The organism is Aquabacter spiritensis (genome assembly GCF_004346185.1).
GTDB classification, from domain to species: domain Bacteria; phylum Pseudomonadota; class Alphaproteobacteria; order Rhizobiales; family Xanthobacteraceae; genus Aquabacter; species Aquabacter spiritensis.
Window position 1 is genome coordinate 354,186 of record NZ_SMAI01000001.1, and the last position, 24,384, is coordinate 378,569.

At 67.9% G+C, this 24,384-nt stretch carries 22 protein-coding genes; 8 read left to right on the forward strand and 14 right to left on the reverse strand.

The window, feature by feature from the left end:
- Positions 1 to 9 precede the first annotated feature (9 nt).
- From EDC64_RS01630 to EDC64_RS01675, 10 genes are all read right to left on the reverse strand, one after another.
- On the reverse strand, positions 10 to 1,023 hold the full coding sequence (locus tag EDC64_RS01630) for a dipeptidase (protein WP_132029082.1): 1,014 nt from the start codon (positions 1,021 to 1,023) through the stop codon (positions 10 to 12).
- Positions 1,024 to 1,045: 22 nt separating this feature from the next.
- Complete coding sequence (locus EDC64_RS01635) at positions 1,046 to 1,834, reverse strand: polysaccharide deacetylase family protein (protein WP_132029085.1); 789 nt, start codon at positions 1,832 to 1,834, stop codon at positions 1,046 to 1,048.
- Positions 1,831 to 3,234 (reverse strand): MmgE/PrpD family protein, encoded by a 1,404-nt coding sequence (locus EDC64_RS01640; RefSeq protein WP_165933606.1) that lies wholly within the window; start codon positions 3,232 to 3,234, stop codon positions 1,831 to 1,833. The genes EDC64_RS01635 and EDC64_RS01640 overlap by 4 nt, the downstream gene beginning before the upstream one ends.
- The gene (locus tag EDC64_RS01645) at positions 3,231 to 4,253 is read right to left on the reverse strand and encodes an ABC transporter ATP-binding protein (RefSeq protein WP_132029091.1); all 1,023 of its coding nucleotides are present in this window, start codon (positions 4,251 to 4,253) and stop codon (positions 3,231 to 3,233) included. The genes EDC64_RS01640 and EDC64_RS01645 overlap by 4 nt, the downstream gene beginning before the upstream one ends.
- A complete protein-coding gene (locus tag EDC64_RS01650) occupies positions 4,237 to 5,226 on the reverse strand; it encodes an ABC transporter ATP-binding protein (protein WP_245504482.1) in 990 nt (329 codons plus the stop codon). The genes EDC64_RS01645 and EDC64_RS01650 overlap by 17 nt, the downstream gene beginning before the upstream one ends.
- A gap of 1 nt (position 5,227) precedes the next feature.
- Positions 5,228 to 6,091 carry an ABC transporter permease gene (locus EDC64_RS01655; RefSeq protein ID WP_165933607.1) on the reverse strand — a complete coding sequence of 288 codons (864 nt, stop codon included), beginning with the start codon at positions 6,089 to 6,091 and terminating at the stop codon, positions 5,228 to 5,230.
- Entirely contained in the window at positions 6,088 to 7,059 is a 972-nt protein-coding gene (locus tag EDC64_RS01660; protein WP_165933608.1) for an ABC transporter permease, read from the reverse strand. Before EDC64_RS01660 ends, EDC64_RS01655 begins: the two co-directional genes overlap by 4 nt.
- Before the next feature lie 173 nt (positions 7,060 to 7,232).
- Entirely contained in the window at positions 7,233 to 8,825 is a 1,593-nt protein-coding gene (locus EDC64_RS01665) for an ABC transporter substrate-binding protein (protein ID WP_132029100.1), read from the reverse strand.
- 128 nt (positions 8,826 to 8,953) lie between these two features.
- Positions 8,954 to 9,964 carry a LysR family transcriptional regulator gene (locus EDC64_RS01670; protein ID WP_132029103.1) on the reverse strand — a complete coding sequence of 337 codons (1,011 nt, stop codon included), beginning with the start codon at positions 9,962 to 9,964 and terminating at the stop codon, positions 8,954 to 8,956.
- 404 nt (positions 9,965 to 10,368) lie between these two features.
- Entirely contained in the window at positions 10,369 to 11,013 is a 645-nt protein-coding gene (locus EDC64_RS01675) for a transglutaminase-like cysteine peptidase (protein ID WP_132029106.1), read from the reverse strand.
- 118 nt (positions 11,014 to 11,131) lie between these two features.
- On the opposite strand from EDC64_RS01675, the gene EDC64_RS01680 reads away from it, so the two are divergent.
- Both EDC64_RS01680 and EDC64_RS01685 read left to right on the forward strand, forming a co-directional pair.
- Complete coding sequence (locus tag EDC64_RS01680) at positions 11,132 to 11,959, forward strand: rhomboid family intramembrane serine protease (RefSeq protein ID WP_338023378.1); 828 nt, start codon at positions 11,132 to 11,134, stop codon at positions 11,957 to 11,959.
- Positions 11,960 to 12,090: 131 nt separating this feature from the next.
- On the forward strand, positions 12,091 to 12,522 hold the full coding sequence (locus tag EDC64_RS01685; protein WP_132029109.1) for a CBS domain-containing protein: 432 nt from the start codon (positions 12,091 to 12,093) through the stop codon (positions 12,520 to 12,522).
- A 28-nt stretch (positions 12,523 to 12,550) separates the two neighbouring features.
- Here EDC64_RS01685 and EDC64_RS01690 read toward each other — a convergent pair whose 3' ends face one another.
- The 3 genes from EDC64_RS01690 to folE all read right to left on the reverse strand — a co-directional run bounded on the left by EDC64_RS01690 (position 12,551) and on the right by folE (position 14,880).
- Complete coding sequence (locus EDC64_RS01690) at positions 12,551 to 13,591, reverse strand: patatin-like phospholipase family protein (protein ID WP_132029112.1); 1,041 nt, start codon at positions 13,589 to 13,591, stop codon at positions 12,551 to 12,553.
- A gap of 142 nt (positions 13,592 to 13,733) precedes the next feature.
- Entirely contained in the window at positions 13,734 to 14,201 is a 468-nt protein-coding gene (gene hisI / locus EDC64_RS01695; RefSeq protein ID WP_165933630.1) for a phosphoribosyl-AMP cyclohydrolase, read from the reverse strand.
- Between the two features lie 22 nt (positions 14,202 to 14,223).
- Positions 14,224 to 14,880, reverse strand: coding sequence for a GTP cyclohydrolase I FolE (gene folE, locus EDC64_RS01700; protein WP_132029118.1), 657 nt, complete (start codon positions 14,878 to 14,880; stop codon positions 14,224 to 14,226).
- A 258-nt stretch (positions 14,881 to 15,138) separates the two neighbouring features.
- Between folE and EDC64_RS01705 the strand changes: the two genes are divergently transcribed.
- A complete protein-coding gene (locus EDC64_RS01705) occupies positions 15,139 to 15,573 on the forward strand; it encodes an iron-sulfur cluster assembly scaffold protein (protein ID WP_132029121.1) in 435 nt (144 codons plus the stop codon).
- A gap of 4 nt (positions 15,574 to 15,577) precedes the next feature.
- Here EDC64_RS01705 and EDC64_RS01710 read toward each other — a convergent pair whose 3' ends face one another.
- The gene (locus tag EDC64_RS01710) at positions 15,578 to 16,336 is read right to left on the reverse strand and encodes an acid phosphatase (protein WP_132029124.1); all 759 of its coding nucleotides are present in this window, start codon (positions 16,334 to 16,336) and stop codon (positions 15,578 to 15,580) included.
- A gap of 127 nt (positions 16,337 to 16,463) precedes the next feature.
- Here EDC64_RS01710 and yidD point away from each other — a divergent pair, with 127 nt between their 5' ends.
- The 5 genes from yidD to EDC64_RS01735 all read left to right on the forward strand — a co-directional run bounded on the left by yidD (position 16,464) and on the right by EDC64_RS01735 (position 24,317).
- A complete protein-coding gene (yidD, locus tag EDC64_RS01715; RefSeq protein ID WP_207915890.1) occupies positions 16,464 to 16,760 on the forward strand; it encodes a membrane protein insertion efficiency factor YidD in 297 nt (98 codons plus the stop codon).
- Between the two features lie 102 nt (positions 16,761 to 16,862).
- Positions 16,863 to 18,137, forward strand: a complete 1,275-nt coding sequence (locus EDC64_RS01720; protein WP_132029130.1) for a lipase family protein — start codon at positions 16,863 to 16,865, stop codon at positions 18,135 to 18,137.
- Positions 18,138 to 18,384: 247 nt separating this feature from the next.
- Positions 18,385 to 19,107, forward strand: a complete 723-nt coding sequence (locus EDC64_RS01725) for a potassium channel family protein (protein WP_132029133.1) — start codon at positions 18,385 to 18,387, stop codon at positions 19,105 to 19,107.
- A 137-nt stretch (positions 19,108 to 19,244) separates the two neighbouring features.
- Entirely contained in the window at positions 19,245 to 21,206 is a 1,962-nt protein-coding gene (gene thrS / locus EDC64_RS01730; protein ID WP_132029136.1) for a threonine--tRNA ligase, read from the forward strand.
- 294 nt (positions 21,207 to 21,500) lie between these two features.
- The gene (locus EDC64_RS01735) at positions 21,501 to 24,317 is read left to right on the forward strand and encodes an autotransporter outer membrane beta-barrel domain-containing protein (RefSeq protein WP_165933609.1); all 2,817 of its coding nucleotides are present in this window, start codon (positions 21,501 to 21,503) and stop codon (positions 24,315 to 24,317) included.
- Positions 24,318 to 24,384: the final 67 nt, after the last annotated feature.

A 24,384-nucleotide genomic window follows, 5' to 3' on the forward strand; every position in this document is an offset into this window, starting at 1 on the left:
CCGTTGCGGTCAGGCGGCGCGCCAGTCGCCGGGCAGCGGCGCGCCGGAGGGTTCGAGCGCGGCTTCGAGGAAGCGCAGCCAGTTCTCGCCCATCACGCCGCGGATGCGCGCCTCGGGCCAGCCCGCTTCCTGCATGGCGCGGGTGAGGCCGCCATAGCCGGCCAGCGTCTCGAACCCCTTCACCGTCGGCGCGGTGCCCTTGTTGGGCACCATGCGCCGGGCATAGCCCTTGTCGTGCCGCAGCCAGTCGAAGAAGCCCTCGTCCTGGCCCTGGGTGAAGTCGGTGCCGATGCCGACATTTCCCGCGCCGCAAATGTCGATCATATAGTCGAACAAAGCGACGCAATCGGCCAAGGTCGTGTCGGCGCCGGTCTTCAGAAAGGGCGGATAGGTGGCGAGGCCGACGAAGCCGCCATGCTCGACGATGAAGCGCAGCTCCGCGTCGGTCTTGTTGCGCGGATGATCGAAAAGGCCGCGCGGCGCGACGTGGGAATAGGTGCAGGGCCGTGCCGAATGCAGGATCGCCTGGCGCGTCGTGTTCGGCCCGACATGCGAGAGGTCGACGAGCATGCCGAGGCGGTTCATCTCCGTGACCACCTCGCGCCCGAAGCCCGACAGGCCGCCGTCCGTCTCCTCCCAGCAGCCGCTGCCGACGAGATTTTGGGTGTTGTAGGTGAGCTGGACCACGCTCACCCCGAGATCCTTGAACAGCGCGAGCGCGTCGAGCCGGTCCTCGATCGCGCTGGTATTCTGCCAGCCGAGCAGGATGCCGACCTTTCCTTCCGCCTTGGCGCGGCGGATGTCGGCGGCGCTGCGCACCTGCATGATGATGTCGCCATGCTCGACGAACCAGCGCTTCCATTGCGCGATGTTGAAGAGGGTGTCGCGGGAATTTTCCCAGACGCAGCAGGTGCAATTGGCCGCCGTGAGGCCGCCGGCCCGCATCGCCTCGAACACCGCGCGGCTCCAGCGCGAGATGATGAGGCCGTCGATCACGGTGACGTCGTCGTGCAATTGGGTCATCGCTTCAGGTCCCGGTGCAAATTCAGGCGACGGTCGCCGCGAGTTCGGAGGCGGTCATGAAGCGCACGCGGGGGCGCGCCTTCAGCGTATCGATGTGGCGGGCGAGCATCTTCAGCCGGCCGGGATGGCCGATCAGCTCGACATGCAGGGTCAAATGGTAGAAGGCGCCGGGCCAGTCATAGAGGCCGTCGAACTCCTCCTCCCAGATGGTCTGGACCTCGGCCGCCGGGCGGATGACGCGGCCGACCTGCCCGCCATAGGTGAAGAAGGGCGCGTCGGCGAGATGCCATTGCACGGGCACCTCGACCAGCGGCACCGGTGCGCCGTCCTTGGTGTGGCGATAGGGCCGGGCGCGGTCGTGGAAGTTCGTCGAGACGGTGACGCCGGCTTCCAGCGCGAGATCGAGCGTGCGCTCGGACCAGTCCCACCCCGCCGACCGCCAGGCGGTCGGCCGGGTGCCGAGGACCTTCTCCAAGGCGTCGATGCCGCCCGCCAGCTCCGCCCGCTCCTCCGCTTCGTCGAGGCCGGACACGGCGCGATGGTTCTGGCCGTGGCTGCCGATCTCGTGCCCGCGGGCCGCAACCGCGCGGACGGCGTCGGGATGGCGCTCGGTGGCGAGGCCCGGGACGAAGAAGCTCGCGGTCACCCCCTTTTCATCCAAAAGATCGAGCAGAGGGAGCAGGCCCTCATAGATTCCGAACGTGCCGTTCGAGAGCAGAACCGGCTTCGACGCGTTTCTGGGATCGCGGCCGATCCAGGCCGCCTCGGCATCGAGGCAGATGCCGAACACAACGGGGAAAATGTCGCTCATTTCGAGGGGGCCTTCTCTTGGGCCGCTCCGGCGGCGACCGCCGCCAGGAGCTGGGTGATGCGGGTGAGGTCGGGCGCGGCGGGCAGCGCGAACAAGAGGTCGCGCAACGCCGCGGCATCGGGCGTCGCGGGAGCGCAGGCGTCGAACTTGGCGGCGAGGTCGGCATCGGCCATCGGCATGCGGGGATGGCCCGTCGGGAACACGACCGTTTCCGACAGGCTGCGCCCGTCCGTCAGGACCACCGTCAGCCGCGCCCGCTCGCGGCCGACGGCCGGCGCACCGGGCGTGGCGAGGTCGGGGGCGATCCGCATCGAAACCTTCGGCCAGAAAGCGCGCAGGTCCGGATCGGCGAGCGCCGCGGGTGCGAAATCCGCCGCCTCCACCCGGTCCTTGCGGGCGACGATGGCGAGGCAATGGTTGAGGCTGAAGCGCGCCTCCATGGGCGTTGCGGGATCGCGATACATCAGATTGCCGTGGACGATGGCCGACACCTCGGCCACGACGGCCGCAACCGCGTCCGGCACAAAACCCTCGCTTTGCCGCAACAGCTTCAGGGCGTCCATGGGACGATGGGCGCTGGCGCAGCAGGGATAGGCTTTCACCCAGGCGCCGAACGCCGCCATGGCGGGCGGACCTTCGAGCCGGGCGACGAGCGCGCCGAGGCCGGGCATGTCGGCCCCGCCGAACAGATCGGGGAAGGACCAGCGCCCGTCGAGGATCGCCTCGCCCGCCGCGCTCATTCCGGTCTCCGCGAGCCGTGCGGCGACGATGCCGGCCTGCGCCGCGAGCCCGGCATGGATCGGCTTCATGTCGCTGCCGAACTGGCGCTTGGAGCCGGACGAGAAACTGGTCGCGGCGCTGAGCGCCACGGCCGCCCGCGCGGCGTCGAGCCGCATCAGGCGGGCGCAGCCCGCGGCGGCGGCGATCGGGCCGAAGGTGAGCGTCGTGTGCCAGCCGCGATCGTAATGCGCCATGTTCATCGCAGCGGCGAAGGCGGCCATCACGTCGAACGCCATCAGCAGGGCATCGGCGAGCTGCGCGCCCGAGGCCCCGCGCTCCGTGCCGAGCGCGAGCAGCGCGGGGACGAAGACCGCGCTGGCATGGGCGGCGGCGGGCTCCAGCACGTCGTCGAAATCGAGCGCATGGGCGGCGGTGCCGTTCACCAGGGCGGCTGTCGGCGCGGCGATGCGGGTCCCGCTCGCGACCTCGGGCGCCGGGCCGGGCGCCGTCCAAGGCGCGAACGCCGCCCGCACGCCGCGCGTGGCGGGGTCGTCCCGGCCCGCCAGCATGCAGGCGACGGTGTCGACGAAGGTGCGCGCGGCCGCATGGTCGAGATCCGCGCCCCAATCGGCCGGCCGGTCCGCGACGTGGCGCGCGAGACGAAGCAGCGGTCCGCTCATGCCGCCGCCGCTCCGAGCCGGCCGAACGGCCATGTCGCGGCCTCCTCGGCAAAATGGCAGCGCGCCACCTGTCCGCCGGCGAAGCGCCGCTCCGGCGGGGGCTCGGTGGCACAGACCGGGCGGGCGACCGGGCAGCGGGTATGAAAGCGGCAGCCCGGAGGCGGCTTCAACGGCGAGGGAATGTCGCCCGACAGCGGCGGCGCCGCCTTGGCGCGCGCCCGGCGCGGGTCCGGCAAGGGGCAGGCCTCGACCAAGGCGGCGGTGTAGGGATGACGGGGCTGGGCGAAGATGCGCTCGGTCGGCCCCTCCTCCACGATCTGCCCGAGATACATCACGCACACCCGGTCGCACAGCGAGCGGACGACGCCGAGATCGTGGGTGATGAAGACATAGGACAGCCCCATCTCGCCCTGCAGCGTCTTCATCAAAGCGAGGATCTGCGCCCGGATCGAAATGTCGAGCGCGGACACCGCTTCGTCGGCGACGATGACGCGCGGGCGGACCGCGATCGAACGGGCGATGCAGATGCGCTGGCGTTGGCCGCCGGAAAACTGATGGGGGTAGCGGTCGAGATAGGGTGCGCCCGGCGCGAGACCCACCGCCTCGAGCAGCCGGGCCGCCTCCGTCCGGAGATCCGCCATCGGCACGATGCCGTGGATCCGCAGCGGCTGCGCGAGGGTGGCGAAGACGGTCTTGCGCGGATTGAGCGATTCGAACGGGTCCTGGAACACCATCTGGACGGCGCGGCGGTAGCGCCGCAACGCCACGTCGGACAGGCCGAGCACGCTCTCCCCGTCCAGCAGGACGTCCCCGGCGGTGGGCGCGGTCAGGCCGAGCACGGCGCGGGCGAGCGTGCTCTTGCCGCATCCGCTCTCCCCGACGACGGCGAGGATCTCGTTGCGCGCCAGCGTCAGGCTCACCCCGTCGACCGCGTGCACGACGCCCGCCGGCTTGCCGAACAGGCCGCCGCCGACCGGGAAATGCACCTTCAGGTCCCGTACCTCAAGCAGCGCGCTCATCGGAGCCTCCTTCGGCGAGCCAGCACCGCGAGGCCACGCCGGACGCAGACGCGAACAAGGGCGGTGCATCGTGGGCGCAGCGGGCGAGGCGCTCCGGGCAGCGCGGATTGAAGCTGCATCCGGGCGGCAGCCGCGCGAGATTGGGCGGGTTGCCCTCGATCGCCTCGAACCGCTCCACCCGCCGCTCGGGGCCGAGGGTCGAGCGCATCAGAGCGCGGGTATAAGGATGGCGCGGGGCATAGAAGATGTCTTCCGCCGTCCCGGTCTCGACGATCCGCCCGCCATACATCACATAGACCCGGTCGCAGAACTCGGCGACCAGGCCGAGATCGTGGGTGATCAGAAGCAGCGCGCTCCCGAGTTCCGTGCGAAGCCCGGCCAGAAGCCGCATGATCTGCGCCTGGACCGTCACGTCCAGCGCCGTCGTGGGCTCGTCGGCGATCATCAGGCTGGGGCGCGAGGTGACCACCATCGCGATCAGGATGCGCTGGCGCATGCCGCCGGACAATTGGTGCGGGTAATAGTCCATCACCGTTTCCGGCGCGGGAATCCGCACCAGCCGCATCGCCTCGAGCGCTTCGGCGCGGGCGGCGGCGCGGCGCATCTTCCGATGCAGCATGACGGCCTCCGCGATCTGGTCGCCGACCCGCATCAGCGGATTGAGATAGGTGGAGGGGTCCTGAAAGATCATCCCCATCCGGCCGCCGCGGATCGCCCGCATCTCGCGCTCGGAGAGCGTCAGGAGGTCCCGCCCCTCGAACCGGACCGATCCGGAGAGAATACGGGCCGGCGGGCGCGGCAGGCGCATCAGCGACTGTGCGGTCATGCTCTTGCCGGAGCCGGATTCGCCGACCAGCGCCACCGCCTCGCCGGGCGCGATCGTCAGCGAGACCCCGTCCACCGCCTTGACGACGCCATGGTCGGTGAAGATGTGCGTCACCAGATTTTCAACGCTGAGAAGGGGTTCGGCCAAGTCAGCGCTCCCTCGACCGGGGATTGAGGACATCGTTCAGCCCGTCGCCGACGACATTGAGGCTGAGGACGGCGAGGAAGATCGCGATGCCGGGAAAGGCCGTCGTCCACCAGGCGCGGCGCATGATCTGCTGCGCTTCCTGGAGGATGAGGCCGAGACTGACCTGGGAGGGATCACCCAGCCCGAGATAGCTGAGGCCCGCCTCGAGCAGCATGGCCTGGCCGACCATCAAAGTTCCGTTCACCACCACGGGCGCGAGTGCGTTGGGCAGGATCTCCCCGAAGATCAGCACCCCGGCCGGCGCCCCCGCGACCCGGGCCGCATCCACGAATTGGCGGGTGCGCAACGTGAGGAATTCCGCCCGCACCAGCCGGGCGATGTCGGGCCAGCTCAGGATCGCGATCGCGCCGATGATGTTCCAGATGCTGGCGCCGAAGAAGGCGACCAGCACCACCGCCAGAAAGAAGCGCGGAATGACCTGGAACACTTCGGTCACGCGCATCAGGAGGTCGTCGACCAGTCCGCCGGAAAAGCCGGCGATCCCGCCCATCACGATTCCGAGCGCGGTCGCGATCCCGGCCGCGCCGAAGCCGACCAGAAGCGAGATGCGCAGGCCGTACAGGACGCGGCTCAGGACGTCGCGGCCGAGTTCGTCGGTGCCGAACAGGTGGGCCGCGTCCGGCCCCACCATGGCGGGTCCGACGCCGATCGCGCCCGGCGCATACGGCGCCAGGAGCGGCGCGGCGAGCGCGACCAGAAGGAGCGCGGCCAGGACGAGGCCGGCGAGCGCCGCGCTGCGGTTGCGGGCGAAGATGCGCAGCGCGGAGACCGGCCGCGGCGCGAGGGGGAGATCGACCATGCTCATCGGTAGACCACCCGCGGATCGATCACGGCATAGATCAGATCGGTGACGACATTGGCCGCGATCACCATCAGCGAAAGCACGGTGAACAGCCCCATGAGGACCGGATAGTCGCGCGCCTGGATCGCCTCGTAGAGCAATCTGCCCATGCCGGGCCAGGCGAACACGGTTTCGGTGAGGACCGAGCCGGCCAGCATGAAGCCGAAATTCATGCCGATCACCGTCACGACGGGGAGGATGGCATTGCGGAGCGCGTGCCCATAGACCACCCGCCCCTCCGATGCGCCCTTGGCGCGCGCCGTGACGATGAAATCGAGCGACAGGGTTTCCTGCATCTTGATCCGGGTGAGGCGGAAGATGAGCGCAAGGTGATAGAGGCTGTAGGTGAAGGCGGGCAGCGCCAGATGATGCAGCACGTCGACGATGCGGCCCCACCCCTCCGCCGGTGCGCGCAGGCTGTACATGCCCTGCGTCGGAAACCAGCCGAGATGCAGCGAGAACACGATCAACACGAGCTGGCCGAGCCAGAAGACCGGCATGGAATAGCCGGCGAGGGCGAGGAACGTGGAGGTTTGGTCGGTCGCGGAATAGGGCCGCTGCGCCGCGATCACGCCGAGCAGGATGCCGACCGCCGAACTCGCGACGAGCGCCGTCACCATGAGAAGCAGGGTCGCCGGCATGCGCGAGAGGATGAGATCGAGCACGCTCTGGCGGTAGCGCAGCGAATAGCCGAGATCGAAATGCGCCATCCGCGTGAGATAGGCCCAGAGCTGAGTGCCGAGCGGCTGGTCGAGGCCGAATTCGCGGCGCAGATCCTCGATATATTCGGGGCTCGCATCCATCGAGCCGACCAGGAAGTCGATCGGATCGCCCGGGGCCGCGTGGATCAGGAAAAAGTTCAGCAGGATCACCACGAAGATGAGCGGAACCGCCTGCGCGAGCCGCCGCACGACATAAAGGGATATGTCCAAGCCGCGCATCGCTTGAAGGCCTTTCGCGACGGGAGCCGAACCCTGCGGGGAACGTGGCGGGGAACATGGCGGGGAATATGGCGCCGCGCGACGCGCGGCACTGCGGTTCGGACGACGTCCGCGCCACCGCGCGCAGACAGGTGCCGCGTGCCGCGGAGAGCACGCGGCACGGGTCACTTCACTTCGTAGGCGTCCTCGCGGCTCTGGATGTAGCCCTGCGGGCCGGTGATCACGTCCTTGAAGCGGGCCGACACGGCATTGACGGTCGGCACTTCGAACAGCGGAAGCGCCGGCATGTCGGTCATCAGAATGCGCTGGATGTCCTTCCACATCTGGGCGCGCTTTTCGCGGTCGAGTTCCTTGTATTCGGTGTCGAACAGCGCGTCGGCGGCCGGGCTGGAATAGCCCATGGCGTTGACATAGGGCGCCTTCTTGATCTGCGACGTGTGGAAACGCGGGGTGACCGAGAAGGTCGGATCCGGGCCCGTCGTGAACAGCTGATTGGCGAGATCGAAGTCCCAGTTGCGGAACACCTTGTCGACGAAGGCGAGGCGGTCCATTACCTGCACCGTCACGTCGATCCCGAGGGCTTTCAGATTGTCCTTGATGATCTCGGCCGCGCGGCCCTCATAGTCCCGCCCCGCCCCCCAGGCGATGCGCAGGGAGAAGCGCTTGCCGTCCGGCCCGCGCTTGAAGCCGGCCTCGTCGAGCAGCGCGTTCGCCTTCGCGACGTCGCGCGGGTAATTGTACTGGTCGGTGAAGACCCAGCCGAGCCCGCTATTGATCGGGCTCTTTGCCACCTTGCCCTCGCCGAACAACGCCTTCTTGCGGATGTCGTCGCGGTCGATCGCATAGGCCAGCGCCTGCCGCACGCGCACGTCCTTGAGATATTCGTTGCGCATGTTCATCAGCATGAAGCCGTTGGTGGCCGGCGCCTCGCCGCCTTTGTCCACCACGACGAACCGCTTGTCGGACCGCAGCTTCGCCACCTGGTCGTAGGGCACGATGTACCAATGGAGGAAGTCCAGCTCGCCGCGCTCGAAGGCGAGGACGCGGGCGCTCGAATCCGGCACCACCTGGAACACGACGCGGTCAAGATACGGCTTCTTGGCCTTGAAATAATCCGGGTTGCGGACGAGCTCGATATGGCTGCCGCGCTGCCAGCTCTGGAACTTGAACGGCCCCGACCCGATCGGCTTCTGGTTCGCCGGATTGGTCTTGGGATCGGTGCCTTGATAGATGTGCTTGGGCAGGATCAGCACGCCGCTCGACAGCGGCGAGGCCAGCAAGGTGAAGAACGGCGCATAGGCCGATTTCAGCTTCACCTCGAACGTGTGGGCGTCGAGCGCCTTGGCGGACGCGACATTGGGCCACCAGGACGCCGCCCGCGGGTGCGACTTCGCGACCGCTTCGTTGAAGGTGTATTCCACGTCCTCGGCGGTGACGGGCTTGCCGTCATGCCATTTGGCGGTCTTCACCAGGTTGAAGGTGTAGGTCAGCCCGTCGGGCGAGACCGACCAGGATTCCGCAAGATCGGGCGTCGGCTGGAAATTGAAATCCAGACCGATCAGGCCGTTGAAGATATTGGTCGCGGGAATGTAGGCGACCGTATCGGTGGTGGTGTGCGGCGCCAGCGTGCCGGGTTCGCTCTCCAGAGCGATGATCAGCGTGCCGCCGGGTTTGGGTTGAGCTGCGGCGGGCGCGAGCCCGCCCGCGACGAGCGAAAGGGCAAGAGCGGCCTTCGCAATGAAGCCGGATATGCGCATCGGATCCCCTCTGGATGAATTGGGCCACGTGCGGCTGGGGCATTTCGCCTCTCCCCTGACAGTTTAGAGGGCAGATCGCTTTTTGCGGCACCATGAGGAAAACCGTTGCTCAACATGAGCGCGGCTCATCACACAGGGACCCGCACCTCGTCGGCGACCCAGCCGCCCCAAGCCGAGATCGCCGGCTTGCACCGCGTCTCGACGATCTCGCGCGTGGCGCGGGCGATGCGCAGCGGCAGATCCGAAAGCTCGTCATGGTGGGCGGCGACGAACAGCGTGCGGCGCAGGCGGGGCACCGGCAAGGGCTCAAGCCGCAGGCGCGGAATATGCGCGGCGCTCTGGAGGATGCAGAACGGCGTCGTGATCGCCCAGCCGAGACCCGCCGCGACCATGCCGAGAACCGCATCCGAGGTGTCGAACTCGAACCGGCCCGCCGCCTCGATCCGCAGCCGGCGCAAATATTGCTCGATGTCCTGACCGGTGAGCGAGCGGGCGCTGTAGCGCACGAGATTGAGCTTCTCCCCGATCGCCCGCAGGTTCTCGATGCTCGAACCGAACGTGTGCGGCAGCGCGACGACATAAGGTTCGGAAAAAAGTTCGTGCGTCTCGTAGAGCGTGCCGTCGATGCGGGCATTGGAGGTCAGGATCAGATCGACTTCGCGCGCCGCCAGCGACTGGATATGGTTGAGCGACAGGCCGGACCAGATCGACCATTGCGCCGCTTCCTGGTGCAGCAGGGTGACGAGATGCGGGCCGACGGTCGACACCACGGAATCCGCCATGGCGACGCGCAGCCGCGGCACCGCCTGGAAGCTCGAAGCGCGCACCCTGACCGCCGTTTCGCGCGCCTCGCGCAGAAGCACCTCGGCCCGGTCGAGCAGGACACGGCCGCCGGCCGTCGCCGCGATCGGCCGGACGCGGCGATCCAGCAACGCGATGCCGAGGCTTTTCTCCAGTGTGGCGACCGCGTGCGAAACCCCCGACTGGGTCAGACCCAGCCGCTGCGCCGCATGGGTCATCGACCCGCACTCCACGACGCAGACGAAGATTTCCAGGGCGCGCAGATCGAAGATCAGGTCCCCGGCCGTGGCCGTGGTCCCGAAGGCGAAGCGGTCCTGGCCTCGGGTCCTTTGCGGCATGGATCTATCCCAAGTCCTGCCTCAATCCCGGATTGCGCATCTAAAGAACTTCGCCTTATGCACGCGCGCCGAAATGCCGTTCGACGATCGGCCTCAACAGACCAGGCATCATCCTCTACAAAGTCGCTATTTACCATGCTCTTTCGGCGCGCCGCCTCGGCGAGAGAATCTCGCGCGGAGCGCGCGGGCACGACATGGCGCGAGAAAAATCAACTATGAGTTGATTGTGGCGTCTGCCTCCGGGCGCGGGCGGACGCCACGGTGCGACGGCGTCGCCCTCCGGGCTCCGCACGCGCCGTGTCCGAAGCCATGTTCGGGGCTGGTCGGTCGGAGGCGCCGACGGGCCGTCCCGCGCGGAGCGGGCCGCACGCGTCCGATCGGCGAAATGCGAGAGGAAGGCGGGCTTAGCGGCCGCCACCCACAACCGGGGGGGACCGGGTTTCGCCGAGCGAGACCCAGAGGGCCGGATCGCCCTGCGACTGGCGCTTGACGAAGCGATAGCCGGTCTCGTGCCACGGCAGGATCGGCGCCGCCTGGTTGTCGAGCACGAGGTCGCCGCGATCGGTGACCACGGTCAAAACGGCATGGCCGTCGCCATCTTTGTCCCGGACCACCGTGATGAGAAGCACCGAGGCCGGCCAGCCGAGCCGGACCAGCGCGCGCCGCTTGGCGAGCACGTAATCCTCGCAATCCCCCTTGCCGTCGGCGGGATAGCTCCAGCGCTCGGTCTCGCCGAAATGTTCCAGATCGGTCACGGGCTCGATCGCTGTATTGAGACGGTCATTGACCTCGCGCAGCTCGGCCTCGTGCTGGGCATCGAGCGTGACCTGGAAGACCATGTCGCCCTGCGCGGCACAATCGGCGCCATTGTCGGAGCAGAAGCGGACATAGCCGATCGGCGGCGAGGTCCCCGCCGTCGCGCTCAGCCGCGACGCCGCGCCGGCAGAGGGGGGGGAGTGCAGCACAGCCTGACGGCTCTCGGACGCAGCCCCGCCGGAGGCGCCGCCCAGTAACAGGCCGAGGGTCAGGATCAGGCGCAGGTGCTGCATGGGCGTCGCGTCTCGGTTAACGATTCCATAATGCCCGAGGATCGCCGCATTTGCGCCGTCAACCAGTTCTTAACCTTAATCGCATGTGCAGCGCACGCAACCCGGCCCCGCCCGGGCTGTGACGCAGGGACACGCGGCTTTCCCCTGCCCGACACTTGCCCGATGCCCGCTGCGGGCCTATGTCCGGGCGGTGCAGGAAGCCTTCCCTCCGCGTCGTCCGCCCGCCCGGCAGCCGGCCTTCAATGTTCCCGGTCCGGTGCTGGCGCTCGGCGCCGCCCTGGCCGTGATCGAGCTCGTGCGCAGCTTTCTCGGCGACGGCGCGAACCTCGACATTCTGGCGCTCTTCGCTTTCATCCCGGCGCGCTACGATGCCGCTTCCCAGATCGTCCTGCCGGGGGGGCTGGCCGCGGATCTCTGGACCTTCGTCACCTATGCCCTGCTGCACGGCAACTGGGTCCATCTCATCGTCAATCTGGTCTGGCTTCTGGCTTTCGGCTCTCCCGTCGCGCGCCGCTTCGGTCCGGTGCGGTTCGCGCTGTTCTGCGCCGCCACCGCGATTGCGGGCGCCTTGGCGCACCTCTTGGCTTATCCCGGCGCCCTGGTTCCGATGATCGGAGCTTCGGCCGTGGTGTCGGGGGCGATGGCCGCGGCGGTGCGTTTCGCGTTTTCGCCCGGGGGCGCGCTGGGGCCGGCGAGCGACCGGCGCGGTCGTCATCCGCCGGCGGTCCCCCTCCTCACGGCGCTCCGCGAACCGCGCGTCCTCGTTTTCATCGGGGTCTGGGTCGGTCTCAACATCCTGTTCGGGGTCGCGGTCGAGGTCCCCGGCTCGTCGGATGCCGAGATCGCCTGGCAAGCCCATATGGGCGGCTTCTTCGCAGGGCTGCTCCTGTTCTCCTTCTTCGATCCGCCGCCGCGAAATCGCCCTCACGCCGCCGCGGAGTTTTGATCCGTTCCATTTGCCCATTGCGGTTCGCAGCGGGCAGAGGGATCATTGCCCCAAAGGAAACGATCCCGGACCGCGCTTTGGCGTCGGCTTCATGGCATCGTGGCCGGGGCAATGGGAACGGAGAGACTGCCATGACCGTGAGCAACCTGCTGCAGCGCAAGAGCGGGAGCATCGTCACCATCTCCCCGGATGCGTCGCTGACCGAAGCCGTCCGGAGCCTCGCGCAGCACCGGATCGGCGCGATCGTGGTGGTCGGCGCGAGCGGCCGGCTCGAAGGCATCGTGTCCGAGCGCGACCTCGTGCGCATTCTGGCGGAGAAGGGACCGGACGTGCTGTCCTCGCCGGTCTCGTCGGTGATGACCCGCGCCGTCGTCACCTGCGGCCCGGACGAGACCATCCCCGTGATCATGGAGCGCATGACGCGCGGGCGGTTCCGCCATGTTCCGGTGGTCGACGGCGACCGGCTGATCGGCATCATCTCCATCGGCGACGTGGTGAGCCACCGGGTCGAGGAAATGGAGCGCGAGAGCGCGGAGCTGCGCGATTACATCATGACCGCCTGAGGGTCGTCGCGGCGGTGCGCGGCCGCGATCAGCGCAACGCCTCGATCGCGGTGACGATGTCCTCCATCACCCGCTCGGTGGCCTCGGCGCCCGCCGCAATGGCTTCGTCGGCCCGGTGAAAGTCGAACAGGCCGATCTTGCCGAGCTTCGGCGCGACATTGACGTCGGGCGGATCGCCGGCGAGGCGGGCACGCGCGATGCGGTCCTGCATCACGTTGAAAGCGTCGATCATCACGGCCGAAATCGCCTTCGGCCCGTCCACCGGCCCCGGCAGGAAGCCGCCGCGCAGAATGCGGTCGGGCCGCCACATGCGGGCAATGCCTTCCTTCTTCTTCGCCAAAGCCTCCGCGGTCGACACGATGGGACCGCCATGGTCCTGGATCACCGTGCCGCGTCCGAACACCTCGGCATTGAGATTGACGGCGATGACGATCCGCCCGCCGAGCGCGCGGGCGGAGGAGACCGGGATCGGATTGACCAGCGCGCCGTCCATCAGCCAGCGCCCGCCCACCTTCACCGGCGTGAAGATGCCGGGCAGGCTGTAGGACGCGTGGATCGCATCGGCGAGGTTGCCACGCGTCAGCCAGATTTCATGGCCGGTGCCCAGCTCGGTCGCGATCGCGCTGAACGCGATGGGCAAATCCTCGATCGTGACCGATCCGACTTCGGCCCGCAGCCGGTCCAGCAGCCGCCGGCCATTCATCAGGCCCGCGGCGCCGAGGGCCGGGTCGATCAGGCTCAGCATGCTGCGTCGGGTGAGCCGGCGCGCCCAGGCCTCGAACGCGTCGAGGCTTCCGGCGGCCCAAAGCCCCCCCACCGCCGCGCCGATCGACGTCCCCGCAATGACGCTCGGTCGGATGCCGTGACGTTCGAGCACCCGCAGGACGCCGATATGGGCGAGGCCCCGGGCCGCGCCGCCGCCGAGCGCGAGGGCCACGCGCGGACCATCGGCGACGTTTTGGTCCGAGGTCTCCGGCCCCGAAGCGGGCGCCTGCGCGGGCGAACCGGGCTCGGCCTCCGGCGGGGCCGCGGCGGCCCCCCGCCCGAACCGATAAGGCCCGAGAAACATCTGCACCTCCTTGCCCACCGCCCAGAATCGACGGGGGGACGGGAGGCGCGAACGTGACGAGGCTTGATGTCGGAAGCGTGACCGTTTTCGCGCCCGGCCCCGACCAGAGGCCCGGCTCAGATCGGGAAATCAGGCTCTGCGATCAATGCTGGTGCGGGGCGTCGCCGTAAATCGCAGCCGGATCGAAGCGCGGCGTGTCGCCGGTAAACTCCAAACGCGCATCGGCTGCGGCGCCCTTCAGCGGCACACGCCGATAGAAGCACGACCGCCGGCCGGTATGGCAGGCCGCCCCCGTCCCGCCCATCTCGACCTTCAGCAGGACGGCGTCCTGGTCGCAATCGACGAGGAGCTCGACCACCTTCTGGGTATGGCCGGAGGTCTCGCCCTTCTTCCACAGCTTGCCGCGGGAGCGGCTGTAATAATGCGCCTCGCCGGTTTCGATGGTCAGAGCGAGCGCCTCGGCATTCATGTGCGCGAGCATCAGGACGGCGCCGTCCTTGGCGTCGACGGCGATGCAGGTGACGAGACCGGCGGCATCGAAGCGCGGCGTGAGGCGGTCGCCCTCTTCGAGTTCGGAGTGGCTGCCGCTGGCCGCGAAAGGCTTGGAAATCATAGGTCGTCTTCCGCTCGGGTCAGGGCCGCCCGCGCACCAGAGTGATGAAGCGCACCTGCTCTGCGGGATCGTCGCGGAACGCGCCGGTAAACTGGCTCGTCACCGTCGTCACGCCCGCCTTCGAAATCCCGCGCATGGCCATGCACATATGCTCGGCCTCGATCAGGACGGCAACCCCGCGCGGCCGCAGCGCCTCGTCGAGCGCGGTGACGATCTGCGACGTCAGATGCTCCTGGGTCTGGAGCCGGCGGGCATAGCCGTCGACCACCCGGGCGATCTTCGACAGGCCCACCACGCGCTCGACCGGGAAGTAAGCGACATGCGCCTTGCCGACGAACGGCACCATGTGGTGTTCGCAATGCGAATGGAACGGAATGTCGCGCAACAGGACGAAATCGTCGAACGTGCCGATTTCGCCGAAGGTTCGGCCGAGGATCTCCTCGGCATCGTGCCCGTACCCGGAATAAAGTTCGTCATACGCCTTGATGACCCGGCGCGGCGTGTCGACGAGGCCCTCGCGCTGGGGGTTTTCACCGATATAGGCGAGCAGCGTGCGGACCGCGGCTTCGGCCTCCTCCCGGCTCGGACGCCCGGCCCGGTCCGGCACAAGCGCGCGCTTATCTGCGCCGGCCTCCAGCTCGGCCTGCGCTTTCAGGAGTTTCACTACCGCGTCCATGACCAACTCCGTCCGCCCCCCCTCGCGGAGCGGGCGTATCACCGGTGTCGGCTACGCATGCGCGATCCGAGGAGCCGCGCCCCGCCGAGACCCGGCGGCGGCCTTGCCGTCCGTTTCGGGGCGAAAGCCCCGCGCCGCGTCTTCCGCCAGCGCTTCCAGCCTCTATATAAAAGCGGCGGCGTACCGCCGCAAATGCTTGTTTCGCCGGTCTCCGTCGCGCGCTGTGCGCGGCGCGGGGCGCGGCCCGTGGTCCGACCCATGATCAACGACGTCTACAATTCCCGCATTCTCGCCCTCGCGGCGGACATTCCCCGCTTGGGACGCCTGCCCGCTCCCGGCGCGAGCGCAACGGCGCATTCGCGCCTGTGCGGCTCGACCGTGACGGTGGACCTGTCGCTCGACGGGGAAACCGTGACCGATTTCGCCCATGAAGTGCGCGCCTGCGCGCTCGGGCAGGCCTCCTCGTCCATCATGGCGCGCCATGTCGTGGGATCGAGCGTCGCCGAATTGCGGGCGGTGCGCGACGCCATGCGGCGCATGCTGAAGGAAAACGGGCCGCCGCCCGAGGGCCGGTGGCAGGAGCTCGAGGTTCTCGAGCCGGTCCGCGACTACAAAGCGCGCCACGCCTCGACACTCCTGACCTTCGACGCGGTGGTCGACGCGATCGAGCAGATCGAGGCGCGGCGCGGCTGATCGCTCATTTGGCGGCGACCGGTTCCGGCGCCGGCGATGTCGCGGCGGGCGCCGGGACGGACGCGAGGGGGGCAAGGCCGAGCAGACCGCGCACTTCCTCGGCGGCTGCGGCGAGATCCGTCCGGAAGGCGGCATCGTTCATCATGATCGCCGCCAGCGCCGTGCCGGTCAGGCGCCCCGCTTCGACGTCGCTCGGATAGTGCACCCCTCCGATCAGGCGGGAAAAGCCGAACGCGGCGCCCCGCTCGTAGAGCGCGACGGCCTTCTCGGGCACCATGTTGGCGAGCAGGATCGCCGTCATCATGCCCCATGTGGCGTGGCCGGAGGGATAGGAGCCGGTGTCTTCCTTGGGCACGACGAGGTGGATGTCCGGGAAAGCGAGGAAAGGCCGCAGCCGGCCCCAATGCGCCTTGGCATTCTGGACGATCACACTGGCCTCCCGCGCGGCCTTGTCGACGAAGGCATTGGCGCGCGGGGCGCGCGCTGTGGACAGGTCGGTGCCGACCGCATCGGAAAAGCGCGTCAGCACCCGATCGACATCGGCATTGGCGCGCGCGATCGTCTCCGGCGTGCGCACGGCCTGAAGGTCGAGCAGGATGCGGACATCCTCCTGCGTCGTTTGGGAGTCGCGCGTGGGCGCCGGCGCGAGGAAACGGGTGAGGTCCGCCTGGTCCGGCCGCAAATAGGCCGTACCTTGGGCGGACGCCGTACCGAAGGCGGCAGTCAGCAAGATGAAGGCGAGCGCGGTGGCGCGAACGAACATGGATCAGTCTCCCCACGAAGGCCAAGCCGAAGCCGCGTTCACTCTTCCATGGGGGCGCCGTCAGCGCGATGACAGTGCGCACCGGTTCGTCCGGTGGCGCCATGCGCTCGGGCGCGTGCCCCGCTTAATGCTGCGGGTGCCGATCCTCGTCTATCGCTACACGCTGTCGTCCGTCATGGGGCGGCAATGCCGCTATCTCCCGACATGCTCGGACTATGCCGACACGGCCATTTCCCGCCACGGCGCCTGGGCCGGAGGCTGGATGGGGGCGGCGCGCATCTGCCGCTGCCACCCCTGGGGCGGCGACGGGTTCGATCCGGTGCCGCAATGCCTGCCCGCGGACGCCCGCTGGACCCGTCCCTGGCGCTACGGCACATGGCGCATGGATCCGCCCCGCGATGATGAACCGCAGGACAGGGCCTAAACCCGGGACCCGCACGCGCCCGTCGGTGCGGCGGAAGATGCTATAGCCGACGCACCGGTCGCGTTTTCGATGCAGGCGGCCGCCGGGAGCGAGGACACAGACATGCCCATGGTGCAGCCCTTCGGCCTTGCTCTCCGCGCGGCGGCACTTCTCGCAGCGACGGTCTTTTCCATGGGGTCTTCGGCCGTTGCGGCGCCGCCCGAAGCCGCCGGACCGGGCGGCATCGGCCCCGATGGCACAGCCTTCTACGTCCCCCCGTCCCCCTTGCCGGACGGGGAGCCGGGATCGGTCATCTGGACCCGCCCGCTGACCGGCACCATGGCGCTGCCGAGCGCGGCCCGGAACCTTCTCGTCCTCTATCGCTCGCGGGATCCGGCCGGCGCCACCGTCCCGGTCTCGGGCACCGTCTCCCTGCCCAAGGGGACGCCGCCGCAAGGCGGCTGGCCGGTCATCGTCTGGACCCACGGCACCACCGGCATCGCCGCCGTCTGCGGACCGTCCCGCGACACCGCGTCCGGGCCCGAACACGCTTATATCGAAGACATCCGGTCCCTGCTCGATCAAGCCGTGGCCAAGGGCTATGCAATCGTGGCGACCGATTATCAGGGGCTCGGCGTCGCAGGCTTCCATCCCTTCTTCCAGGGCGTGCCCAATGCGCAGAACGCGCTCGACATGCTGCGCGCCGGGCGCGCCGTCGCGCCGGAGATCGGCCGGTCCTATGGCGTGATGGGCCACAGCCAGGGTGGACAGGCGGATCTTTTCACGGCCGCCATCGGCCCGGCTTATGCGCCGGAGTTCAAATTGGTGGGCAATGTCGCGATGGCCCCGGGCTCGCATATCGCCGCGCGCCTGGACGCGGTGAGAGGCTCCGACACGGTCGAACTCGCCCTGCCTTATGTCCTGTATGTTCTCGGCTCCTACGCCCATACGGACCCGTCCATCGATCTGTCCCGGATCCTCACGCCGGAGGCGAAGGCCCATTTGCCGGATCTGCAGATCGGCTGCATGACGGCGGCCCTGACGCAGGGCTATTGGTCCAAAGCCATCGCGAAGGACCAGTTCCTGCCGGCACCCGACCTCACCGCCTTCCTCGCCATGGGCGCCCGGAACGAGCCCGGCGCCCTCGCGCTCTCCGTGCCGACGCTGGTGATGCAAGGCACGGCCGACCAGACCGTCCGCCCGAAAGACACCGACGGCATGGTCCGCGCGCTCTGCGCGTCGGGCAATGCGGTGCTCTACAAAGCCTATTCCGGACAGAGCCACGACGGCGTAATGGCGGCCGGCGCGCAAGATGCGCTCGGCTTCCTGGCCGACCGCTTCGCCGGAAAGCCCGCGGAGACGAATTGCACCGACCTGCCGCGGGCGGGACAGCCGTGAGCGCGGGCGCCGGGAGCACGCGCCGATCAGCGTGCATCGCCAGTTGATCGGCTAAGGCGTTCACGCGCAAATGGCGAGACCGCATTCACCGATGCGGCCGTCTCAACCTGATCGACTCCGGCTGCATCTCCGGATGCGGACCGGACCCGCGCGGTCCCGCGCGTTCGCGGGCCCGGCAAAGTTCCGCTGGATCCCGCGACGGGGCTGACGGTAAGACGGCCTCTCGGAAGCTTGGGGGCACCGTCCGATGATCGAGGAAACGGAGAGCGGGGCAAAACGGACCGGCCTCATGCGGCTGCACCACCATCTCTACAGTCATTTCTATATCAAGATGACGGTGGTGATGTTGCTTTCGATCCTCATCTATCCCTCGATCGAGCAGCTGGACGCCGCCCTCGCCGCCATCATCATGGTCGATGTGGCCATGATGCTCATGGCCATGAACAACGTGGCATTCGAATCGAGACGGCGGGGCGTCAGACGCTTCCTTCTGGTTCTGTTCGGCGTCTCGGCCGTGACGCTCGATGTCTATACCGCCTTGCACCCCAATCCAGATGTCATTCTTGCGACTTCGCTTTTCTTTTGCCTCTTCTATATCTACGCAATCTACAACATGATGCGATACGTTTTGTTGCCGGGTCGCATCACCCTCGATCGGCTCTTCGCCTCGCTGACCGTCTATATGACATTGGCGCTATTTTGGGCAGTGATCTATAGGATCATCTTCATCCTGGACCCGAAAGCCTTTCGATTCGATGGCGAATTCGACCGCGATAGCCTGAGCATTTACGATTTCATCTATTTCAGCTATGCGACCATCACCACGACCGGCTATGGCGACATCGTCCCCAACACCCATCAGGTACAGTCCTTCGCCATCGTCGAACAGATGGTCGGCGTGCTCTATGTGGCGATCCTGGTGGCGCGGCTGACCAATCTCTATTCCTCGCACGCGCAGGCGCCGGACTGAGACCGGCTCCCGTCCGCCCGCGCGAATGCGGCCGTCCCGCACGGCCGAACCTTTACGCGCCGGCCGCGCCGGCCTAAATGAGCCGCCTGACCAAGAGCCTACCTGCGCGGTCCGCAGGAGTGGGCGGGAGACGAGCCATGATTCATCTGACCTTCCCCGACGGCGCCGTGCGCGATTATGCCGAGGGGACCTCCGGCGCGGACATCGCCGCCGCCATCTCCAAATCCCTCGCCAAGAAGGCCGTCGCGGTGACGCTGGACGGCGAACTCGCCGATCTCGGAGAGCCGATCACCCGCGACGCCAGGATCGAGATCGTCACCCGCGACGATGCGCGGGCGCTCGAACTCATCCGCCACGACGCCGCCCATGTGCTGGCCGAAGCGGTGCAGGATCTCTATCCGGGCACCCAGGTCACGATCGGGCCGGTGATCGAGAACGGCTTCTATTACGACTTCGCGCGCAACGCGCCCTTCACCACCGAGGATCTGCCGAAGATCGAGGCGAAGATGCGCGAGATCATCGCGCGCGACCGTCCCTTCACCAGGGAAGTGTGGAGCCGAGAGCAGGCGAAGTCCGTGTTCGCGGCGAAGGGCGAGGCGTTCAAGGTCGAACTGGTGGATGCGATCCCCGAGGATCAGACCGTCAAGATCTACAAGCAGGGCGACTGGTTCGACCTCTGCCGCGGCCCGCACATGCCCTCGACCGGAAAGGTCGGTACCGCCTTCAAGCTGATGAAGGTGGCGGGCGCCTATTGGCGCGGCGACAGCAACAATCCGATGCTCACCCGCATCTACGGCACCGCCTGGCACGATCAGGCCGCGCTCGATGCCTATCTGCACCGCCTGGAGGAGGCCGAGAAGCGCGACCACCGCCGGCTCGGCCGGGAGATGGACCTCTTCCATTTCCAGGAGGAGGGGCCGGGCACGGTCTTCTGGCACCCGAAGGGCTGGACGCTGTTCCAGAACCTCGTCGCCTATATGCGCCGCCGGCTGAAGGCCGATTATGCCGAGGTGAACGCGCCGCAGGTCCTCGACAAGTCGCTGTGGGAGACGTCCGGCCATTGGGGCTGGTACAAGGAGAACATGTTCAAGGTCCAGTCGGCGGGAGACGATACGGACGACGAGCGGGTGTTCGCGCTGAAGCCGATGAACTGCCCGGGCCATGTCCAGATCTTCAAGCACGGGCTGAAATCCTACCGCGACATGCCGTTGCGCCTCGCCGAATTCGGCGCGGTCCACCGCTACGAGCCGTCCGGCGCGCTGCACGGCCTGATGCGGGTGCGCGGCTTCACCCAAGACGACGCGCACATCTTCTGCACCGAGGAGCAGATGGCCGCGGAGTGCTTGAAAATCAACGATCTGATCCTCTCGACCTATGCCGATTTCGGCTTCGAGAACATCGTGGTGAAGCTCTCCACCCGGCCCGAGAAGCGCGTCGGCTCGGACGCGGTCTGGGATCACGCGGAAGAGGTGATGACCCGCGTGCTCGCCCAGATCGCGGACCAGTCCGGCGGGCGCATCAAGACCGGCATCCTGCCGGGCGAGGGCGCGTTCTACGGACCGAAATTCGAATACACGCTGTGCGACGCCATCGGCCGCGAATGGCAGTGCGGCACGACGCAGGTGGATTTCAACCTGCCGGAACGGTTCGGTGCCTTCTATGTCGACGCCGACGGCGGCAAGAAGACGCCGGTCATGATCCATCGCGCGATTTGCGGCTCGATGGAGCGGTTCACCGGCATTTTGATCGAGCATTTTGCGGGCCATTTTCCGCTCTGGCTCGCCCCGACCCAGCTCGTCGTGACCACCATCACGTCGGATGCCGATCCCTATGCCGCGGAAGTGGCGGCGGCGGCGCGGGCGCTCGATCTGCGCACCGACCTCGATCTGCGCAACGAGAAGATCAACTACAAGGTGCGCGAACACTCGCTCGCCAAGGTCCCGGTCCTCCTGGTGGCCGGACGCAAGGAGGCGGCGGAGCGGACGGTGTCCATGCGCCGCCTCGGCTCCAACGACCAGACCGTCCTGCCTCTGGACGCGGCGCTTGCGCGTCTCGCGGAGGAAGCGACGCCGCCGGACGTGCGGCGCAAGACGGTCTGACGGCGGGACAGGGTGAGCCGCGCACGCGGCGGCTCACCCTTCCATAAAGCTATTGCCGCGGCACACCCTGGCGATTTTTGGCCCCGTCGTGGGGCCCTGCTTTTTTTGTCACCCCCTGTTTTGTAAATTTCCTCCGGGGTTCAGGCGCCGCCTTTTGGTGGACTGACGAAGGGGGCAAGCATGCAGAAAAGCACATCGCGCATCCGTCGGCGACACAATCGTGCGGCCATCCATCTGATTGCTGCATTCGGAAGCAGCTCTGCGCTCGCGGCGCCCGAGCTCGATTATATTAACTTGGACTATCCAGTCGCCGAAGCAAATTTTACAGGAATTCGCGGGGCCAACATCGTCGGAAATTACATCGTTCCGAACGGGGGCGGCGCGTCGGGTGGAATTCTCTACCGCACGGACACGCAGACCTGGATTTCCATCCCCACCTCGACCGCGAACGGCGTGAACTATCCAGGGGCCTATACCGCTTTGCCCTATGGCCCCACTTTCGGCGCGCCGGACGGGATATTCCGCCTCGTCGGCTCCTACAAGGCGACGGCCTCGTCCGGAAATGTGGGCTATCTCTTCGATGCCGCGGCGGTGCCCGGCGCGCAATATACCGACATCGTCTATCCCTCGGCGAGCGGCCTGACGGTGACGAACACCATTCCCCACAGCCAGTTCGGCAACAATGTCGTGGGCAATTACGACACCGCGCAGGGCACCGCGGGCGCCTTCATCTACAATGCCGCGACGAAGACCTATACGCAGCTGTCGGGTCCCGGCGCCGTCGTCACGAGCGCCTACGGCATCTATGCCGACAAGGTGACGGGCGGCTACACCGACACCCTCGGCTTGGACGCCCAGCACGGTTTCCTTTACGACATGGCGACCGGCACCTTCACCACCTACGACCATCCCGGCGCTATCGCGACCCATTTCCAGGGCATTACCGGCGGCGGGCGGCACGGCGAATACAATCTCGCCGCCGACTGGATCGACGCCCAAGGCGGTTCGCACGCGGCGATCCTGCATATCCGGGCCGACGGCTCGACGGAATGGATCGAGCTCGACGTGCCCGGCTCCACGCTGACCTCCATCGATTCGATCTATGCCGGGAACGCGGTCGGCTTCTATTTCGGCGCCGAAGGCATGATGAATTATCTCGTCACCGTGCCGTGGGCCTACAATCCGATCCGCAATACCGGCATCCTCACAGTGTCCACGGCCGGCGGCGTCGGCATTTCCGGCATCAGCGGCGACGACATCGTCAATGACGGGACCGTCCTGGTCACGGGCGCCGGCGCGGTCGGCGTGAAGGCCGATACGTACGGCGTCGTCACCAATAACGGCCAGATCAGCGTGACGGGGGCGGGCGCGGCCGGCATCCAGTTGAACGGGTTGGACGGCACCCTGCTCAATGCCGGCCGCATCATCGCCGCGCCGGGCGCCATGGCCATCAGCACGGGATCGACGGCGTCCGGAACGATGGTGGTCAATACCGGCACCATCGACGGCCGCGTCGCCTTCGCGGCCGGCCCGCAAGGACGCTTCGAGAATAGCGGCTGGCTCGGCGTCAGCGGCGCCGGGGCGGGAACGGTGCATCAGATCGGCGGGGTCTATGTTCAGACCGCGCGCGGCACCCTCGCTTTGCGGGTGAATGGCGCGTCGGCCGATCGGCTGGATGTGACCGGAGCGGCGCGGCTCGGTGGCACCTTCGCCGCCGCATTCGCGGGCACCGGCGGGCTGCAGAAGAGCTACACGGTCCTGACCGCGACCGATGGAGCAACCGGCACGTTCGCGAGCCTCGAAACCGCCGGCCTCCCCGCCTTCTTCGCGACCGGTCTCACTTACGGCACGAATGCGGTGATGCTGACGCTCACGTCCGCAATGGCGCAGGTGCCCGGATTGTCCACCAACCAGCAGGCGGTGGGCGCGGGGATCGATCGCGCGCTCAACGGCGCGGCCGGCACGGCGCTCGGCACCTTGCCGGCCGGACTGTCCCCGCTCTACAGCCTCGGGACGACGCAGCTTCCCGGAGCCCTGTCCGCGCTGTCCGGCGAAGCCTATGCGAGCCAGCGCTCGGCCCTGATCGGCGATGGCTTCTACAGCCGCGAGGCCGTGCTCGGCCGGCTGCGCCAAGGCGCCTATGCCGGAACCGCCGGCCCCCTCTCGGCCCTCGCTTATGGCGGGCCTGCCGCCGCCGCTCTCGCGCCCGCTCCGGGCTCGGCCACCGAAGCGCTTGCTTATGCCGCCAAGGCGCCCGAGGCCCCCTCCCCGCTTCCGGCCGGCACCACCGCCTGGGCGCAGGGCTTCGGCGGCTGGACCAAATATGACGGAACCGCCAACGCCTCCGCCCTCGATGCCAGCATCGGCGGGTTCATGTCCGGCGCCGATATTCAGGCCGGCACCTGGCGGATCGGCGCGGCTCTCGGCTATTCCCAATCCAACGCCTCGGTCTCGGATCTCGGCTCTTCCAGCGCGGTGAATTCCATGCTGGTCGCCCTCTATGGCGGGACCGGCATCGGCCCGCTCAGCGTGCGCCTCGGCGGCACCTACGCCCTCAGCCAGATCGATGCCAGCCGCACGATCGCTTTCCCGGGCGTCCTGCAGCAGGCCAGCGCCCAATATGACGGCGGCACCGCGCAGCTGTTCGCCGAGATCGGCTACGGCTTCGCCCTCCAGGCGGTCGCTTTGGAACCGTTCGCGGGGCTTGCCTGGGTTCATCTGAATACCGACGGATTCACGGAGAGCGGGGCACTTGCGGCCGCGCTGACCGGCGGGTCGACCTCATCGAATGTCGGCTACACGACGCTCGGTCTGCGGGCCGCCACCACCGTCGCGCTCGGCTCCGGCATGACGCTGGCGCCCCATGCCTCGGCGGCGTGGCAATATGCGTTCGGGGACGTCGATCCCACGGCGCAGCTCGCCTTCCGCAGCTTGCCGGGCTCGACCTTCGCCGTGGGCGGCGTGCCGCTGGCGGAGAACACCGCTCTGCTGGAGGTCGGCGCGGACCTGCATCTCTCCACCCAGGCGCGGGTGGGATTGTCTTATGTCGGCCAGTTCGCCGACGGCGTCGCGGTCAATGGTTTCCAGGCCAATCTGTCCTGGAGCTTCTGAGCCGAAGCGGCGCGTCGCCCAGGCTCCGGATGAGGTGGCAGCCGGCGCCTGACGGCGCGACGATGCG

What these genes read in the sequence shown, in the direction of transcription:
- EDC64_RS01630 (WP_132029082.1), bottom strand. Translation starts at nt 1,023, where the DNA reads ATGACCCAATTGCACGACGACGTCACCGTGATCGACGGCCTCATCATC.
- EDC64_RS01635 (WP_132029085.1), bottom strand. Translation starts at nt 1,834, where the DNA reads ATGAGCGACATTTTCCCCGTTGTGTTCGGCATCTGCCTCGATGCCGAG.
- EDC64_RS01640 (WP_165933606.1), bottom strand. Translation starts at nt 3,234, where the DNA reads ATGAGCGGACCGCTGCTTCGTCTCGCGCGCCACGTCGCGGACCGGCCG.
- EDC64_RS01645 (WP_132029091.1), bottom strand. Translation starts at nt 4,253, where the DNA reads ATGAGCGCGCTGCTTGAGGTACGGGACCTGAAGGTGCATTTCCCGGTC.
- EDC64_RS01655 (WP_165933607.1), bottom strand. Translation starts at nt 6,091, where the DNA reads ATGAGCATGGTCGATCTCCCCCTCGCGCCGCGGCCGGTCTCCGCGCTG.
- EDC64_RS01665 (WP_132029100.1), bottom strand. Translation starts at nt 8,825, where the DNA reads ATGCGCATATCCGGCTTCATTGCGAAGGCCGCTCTTGCCCTTTCGCTC.
- EDC64_RS01670 (WP_132029103.1), bottom strand. Translation starts at nt 9,964, where the DNA reads ATGCCGCAAAGGACCCGAGGCCAGGACCGCTTCGCCTTCGGGACCACG.
- EDC64_RS01675 (WP_132029106.1), bottom strand. Translation starts at nt 11,013, where the DNA reads ATGCAGCACCTGCGCCTGATCCTGACCCTCGGCCTGTTACTGGGCGGC.
- EDC64_RS01685 (WP_132029109.1), top strand. Translation starts at nt 12,091, where the DNA reads ATGACCGTGAGCAACCTGCTGCAGCGCAAGAGCGGGAGCATCGTCACC.
- EDC64_RS01690 (WP_132029112.1), bottom strand. Translation starts at nt 13,591, where the DNA reads ATGTTTCTCGGGCCTTATCGGTTCGGGCGGGGGGCCGCCGCGGCCCCG.
- folE (WP_132029118.1), bottom strand. Translation starts at nt 14,880, where the DNA reads ATGGACGCGGTAGTGAAACTCCTGAAAGCGCAGGCCGAGCTGGAGGCC.
- EDC64_RS01705 (WP_132029121.1), top strand. Translation starts at nt 15,139, where the DNA reads ATGATCAACGACGTCTACAATTCCCGCATTCTCGCCCTCGCGGCGGAC.
- EDC64_RS01710 (WP_132029124.1), bottom strand. Translation starts at nt 16,336, where the DNA reads ATGTTCGTTCGCGCCACCGCGCTCGCCTTCATCTTGCTGACTGCCGCC.
- yidD (WP_207915890.1), top strand. Translation starts at nt 16,464, where the DNA reads ATGCTGCGGGTGCCGATCCTCGTCTATCGCTACACGCTGTCGTCCGTC.
- EDC64_RS01720 (WP_132029130.1), top strand. Translation starts at nt 16,863, where the DNA reads ATGCCCATGGTGCAGCCCTTCGGCCTTGCTCTCCGCGCGGCGGCACTT.
- EDC64_RS01725 (WP_132029133.1), top strand. Translation starts at nt 18,385, where the DNA reads ATGATCGAGGAAACGGAGAGCGGGGCAAAACGGACCGGCCTCATGCGG.
- thrS (WP_132029136.1), top strand. Translation starts at nt 19,245, where the DNA reads ATGATTCATCTGACCTTCCCCGACGGCGCCGTGCGCGATTATGCCGAG.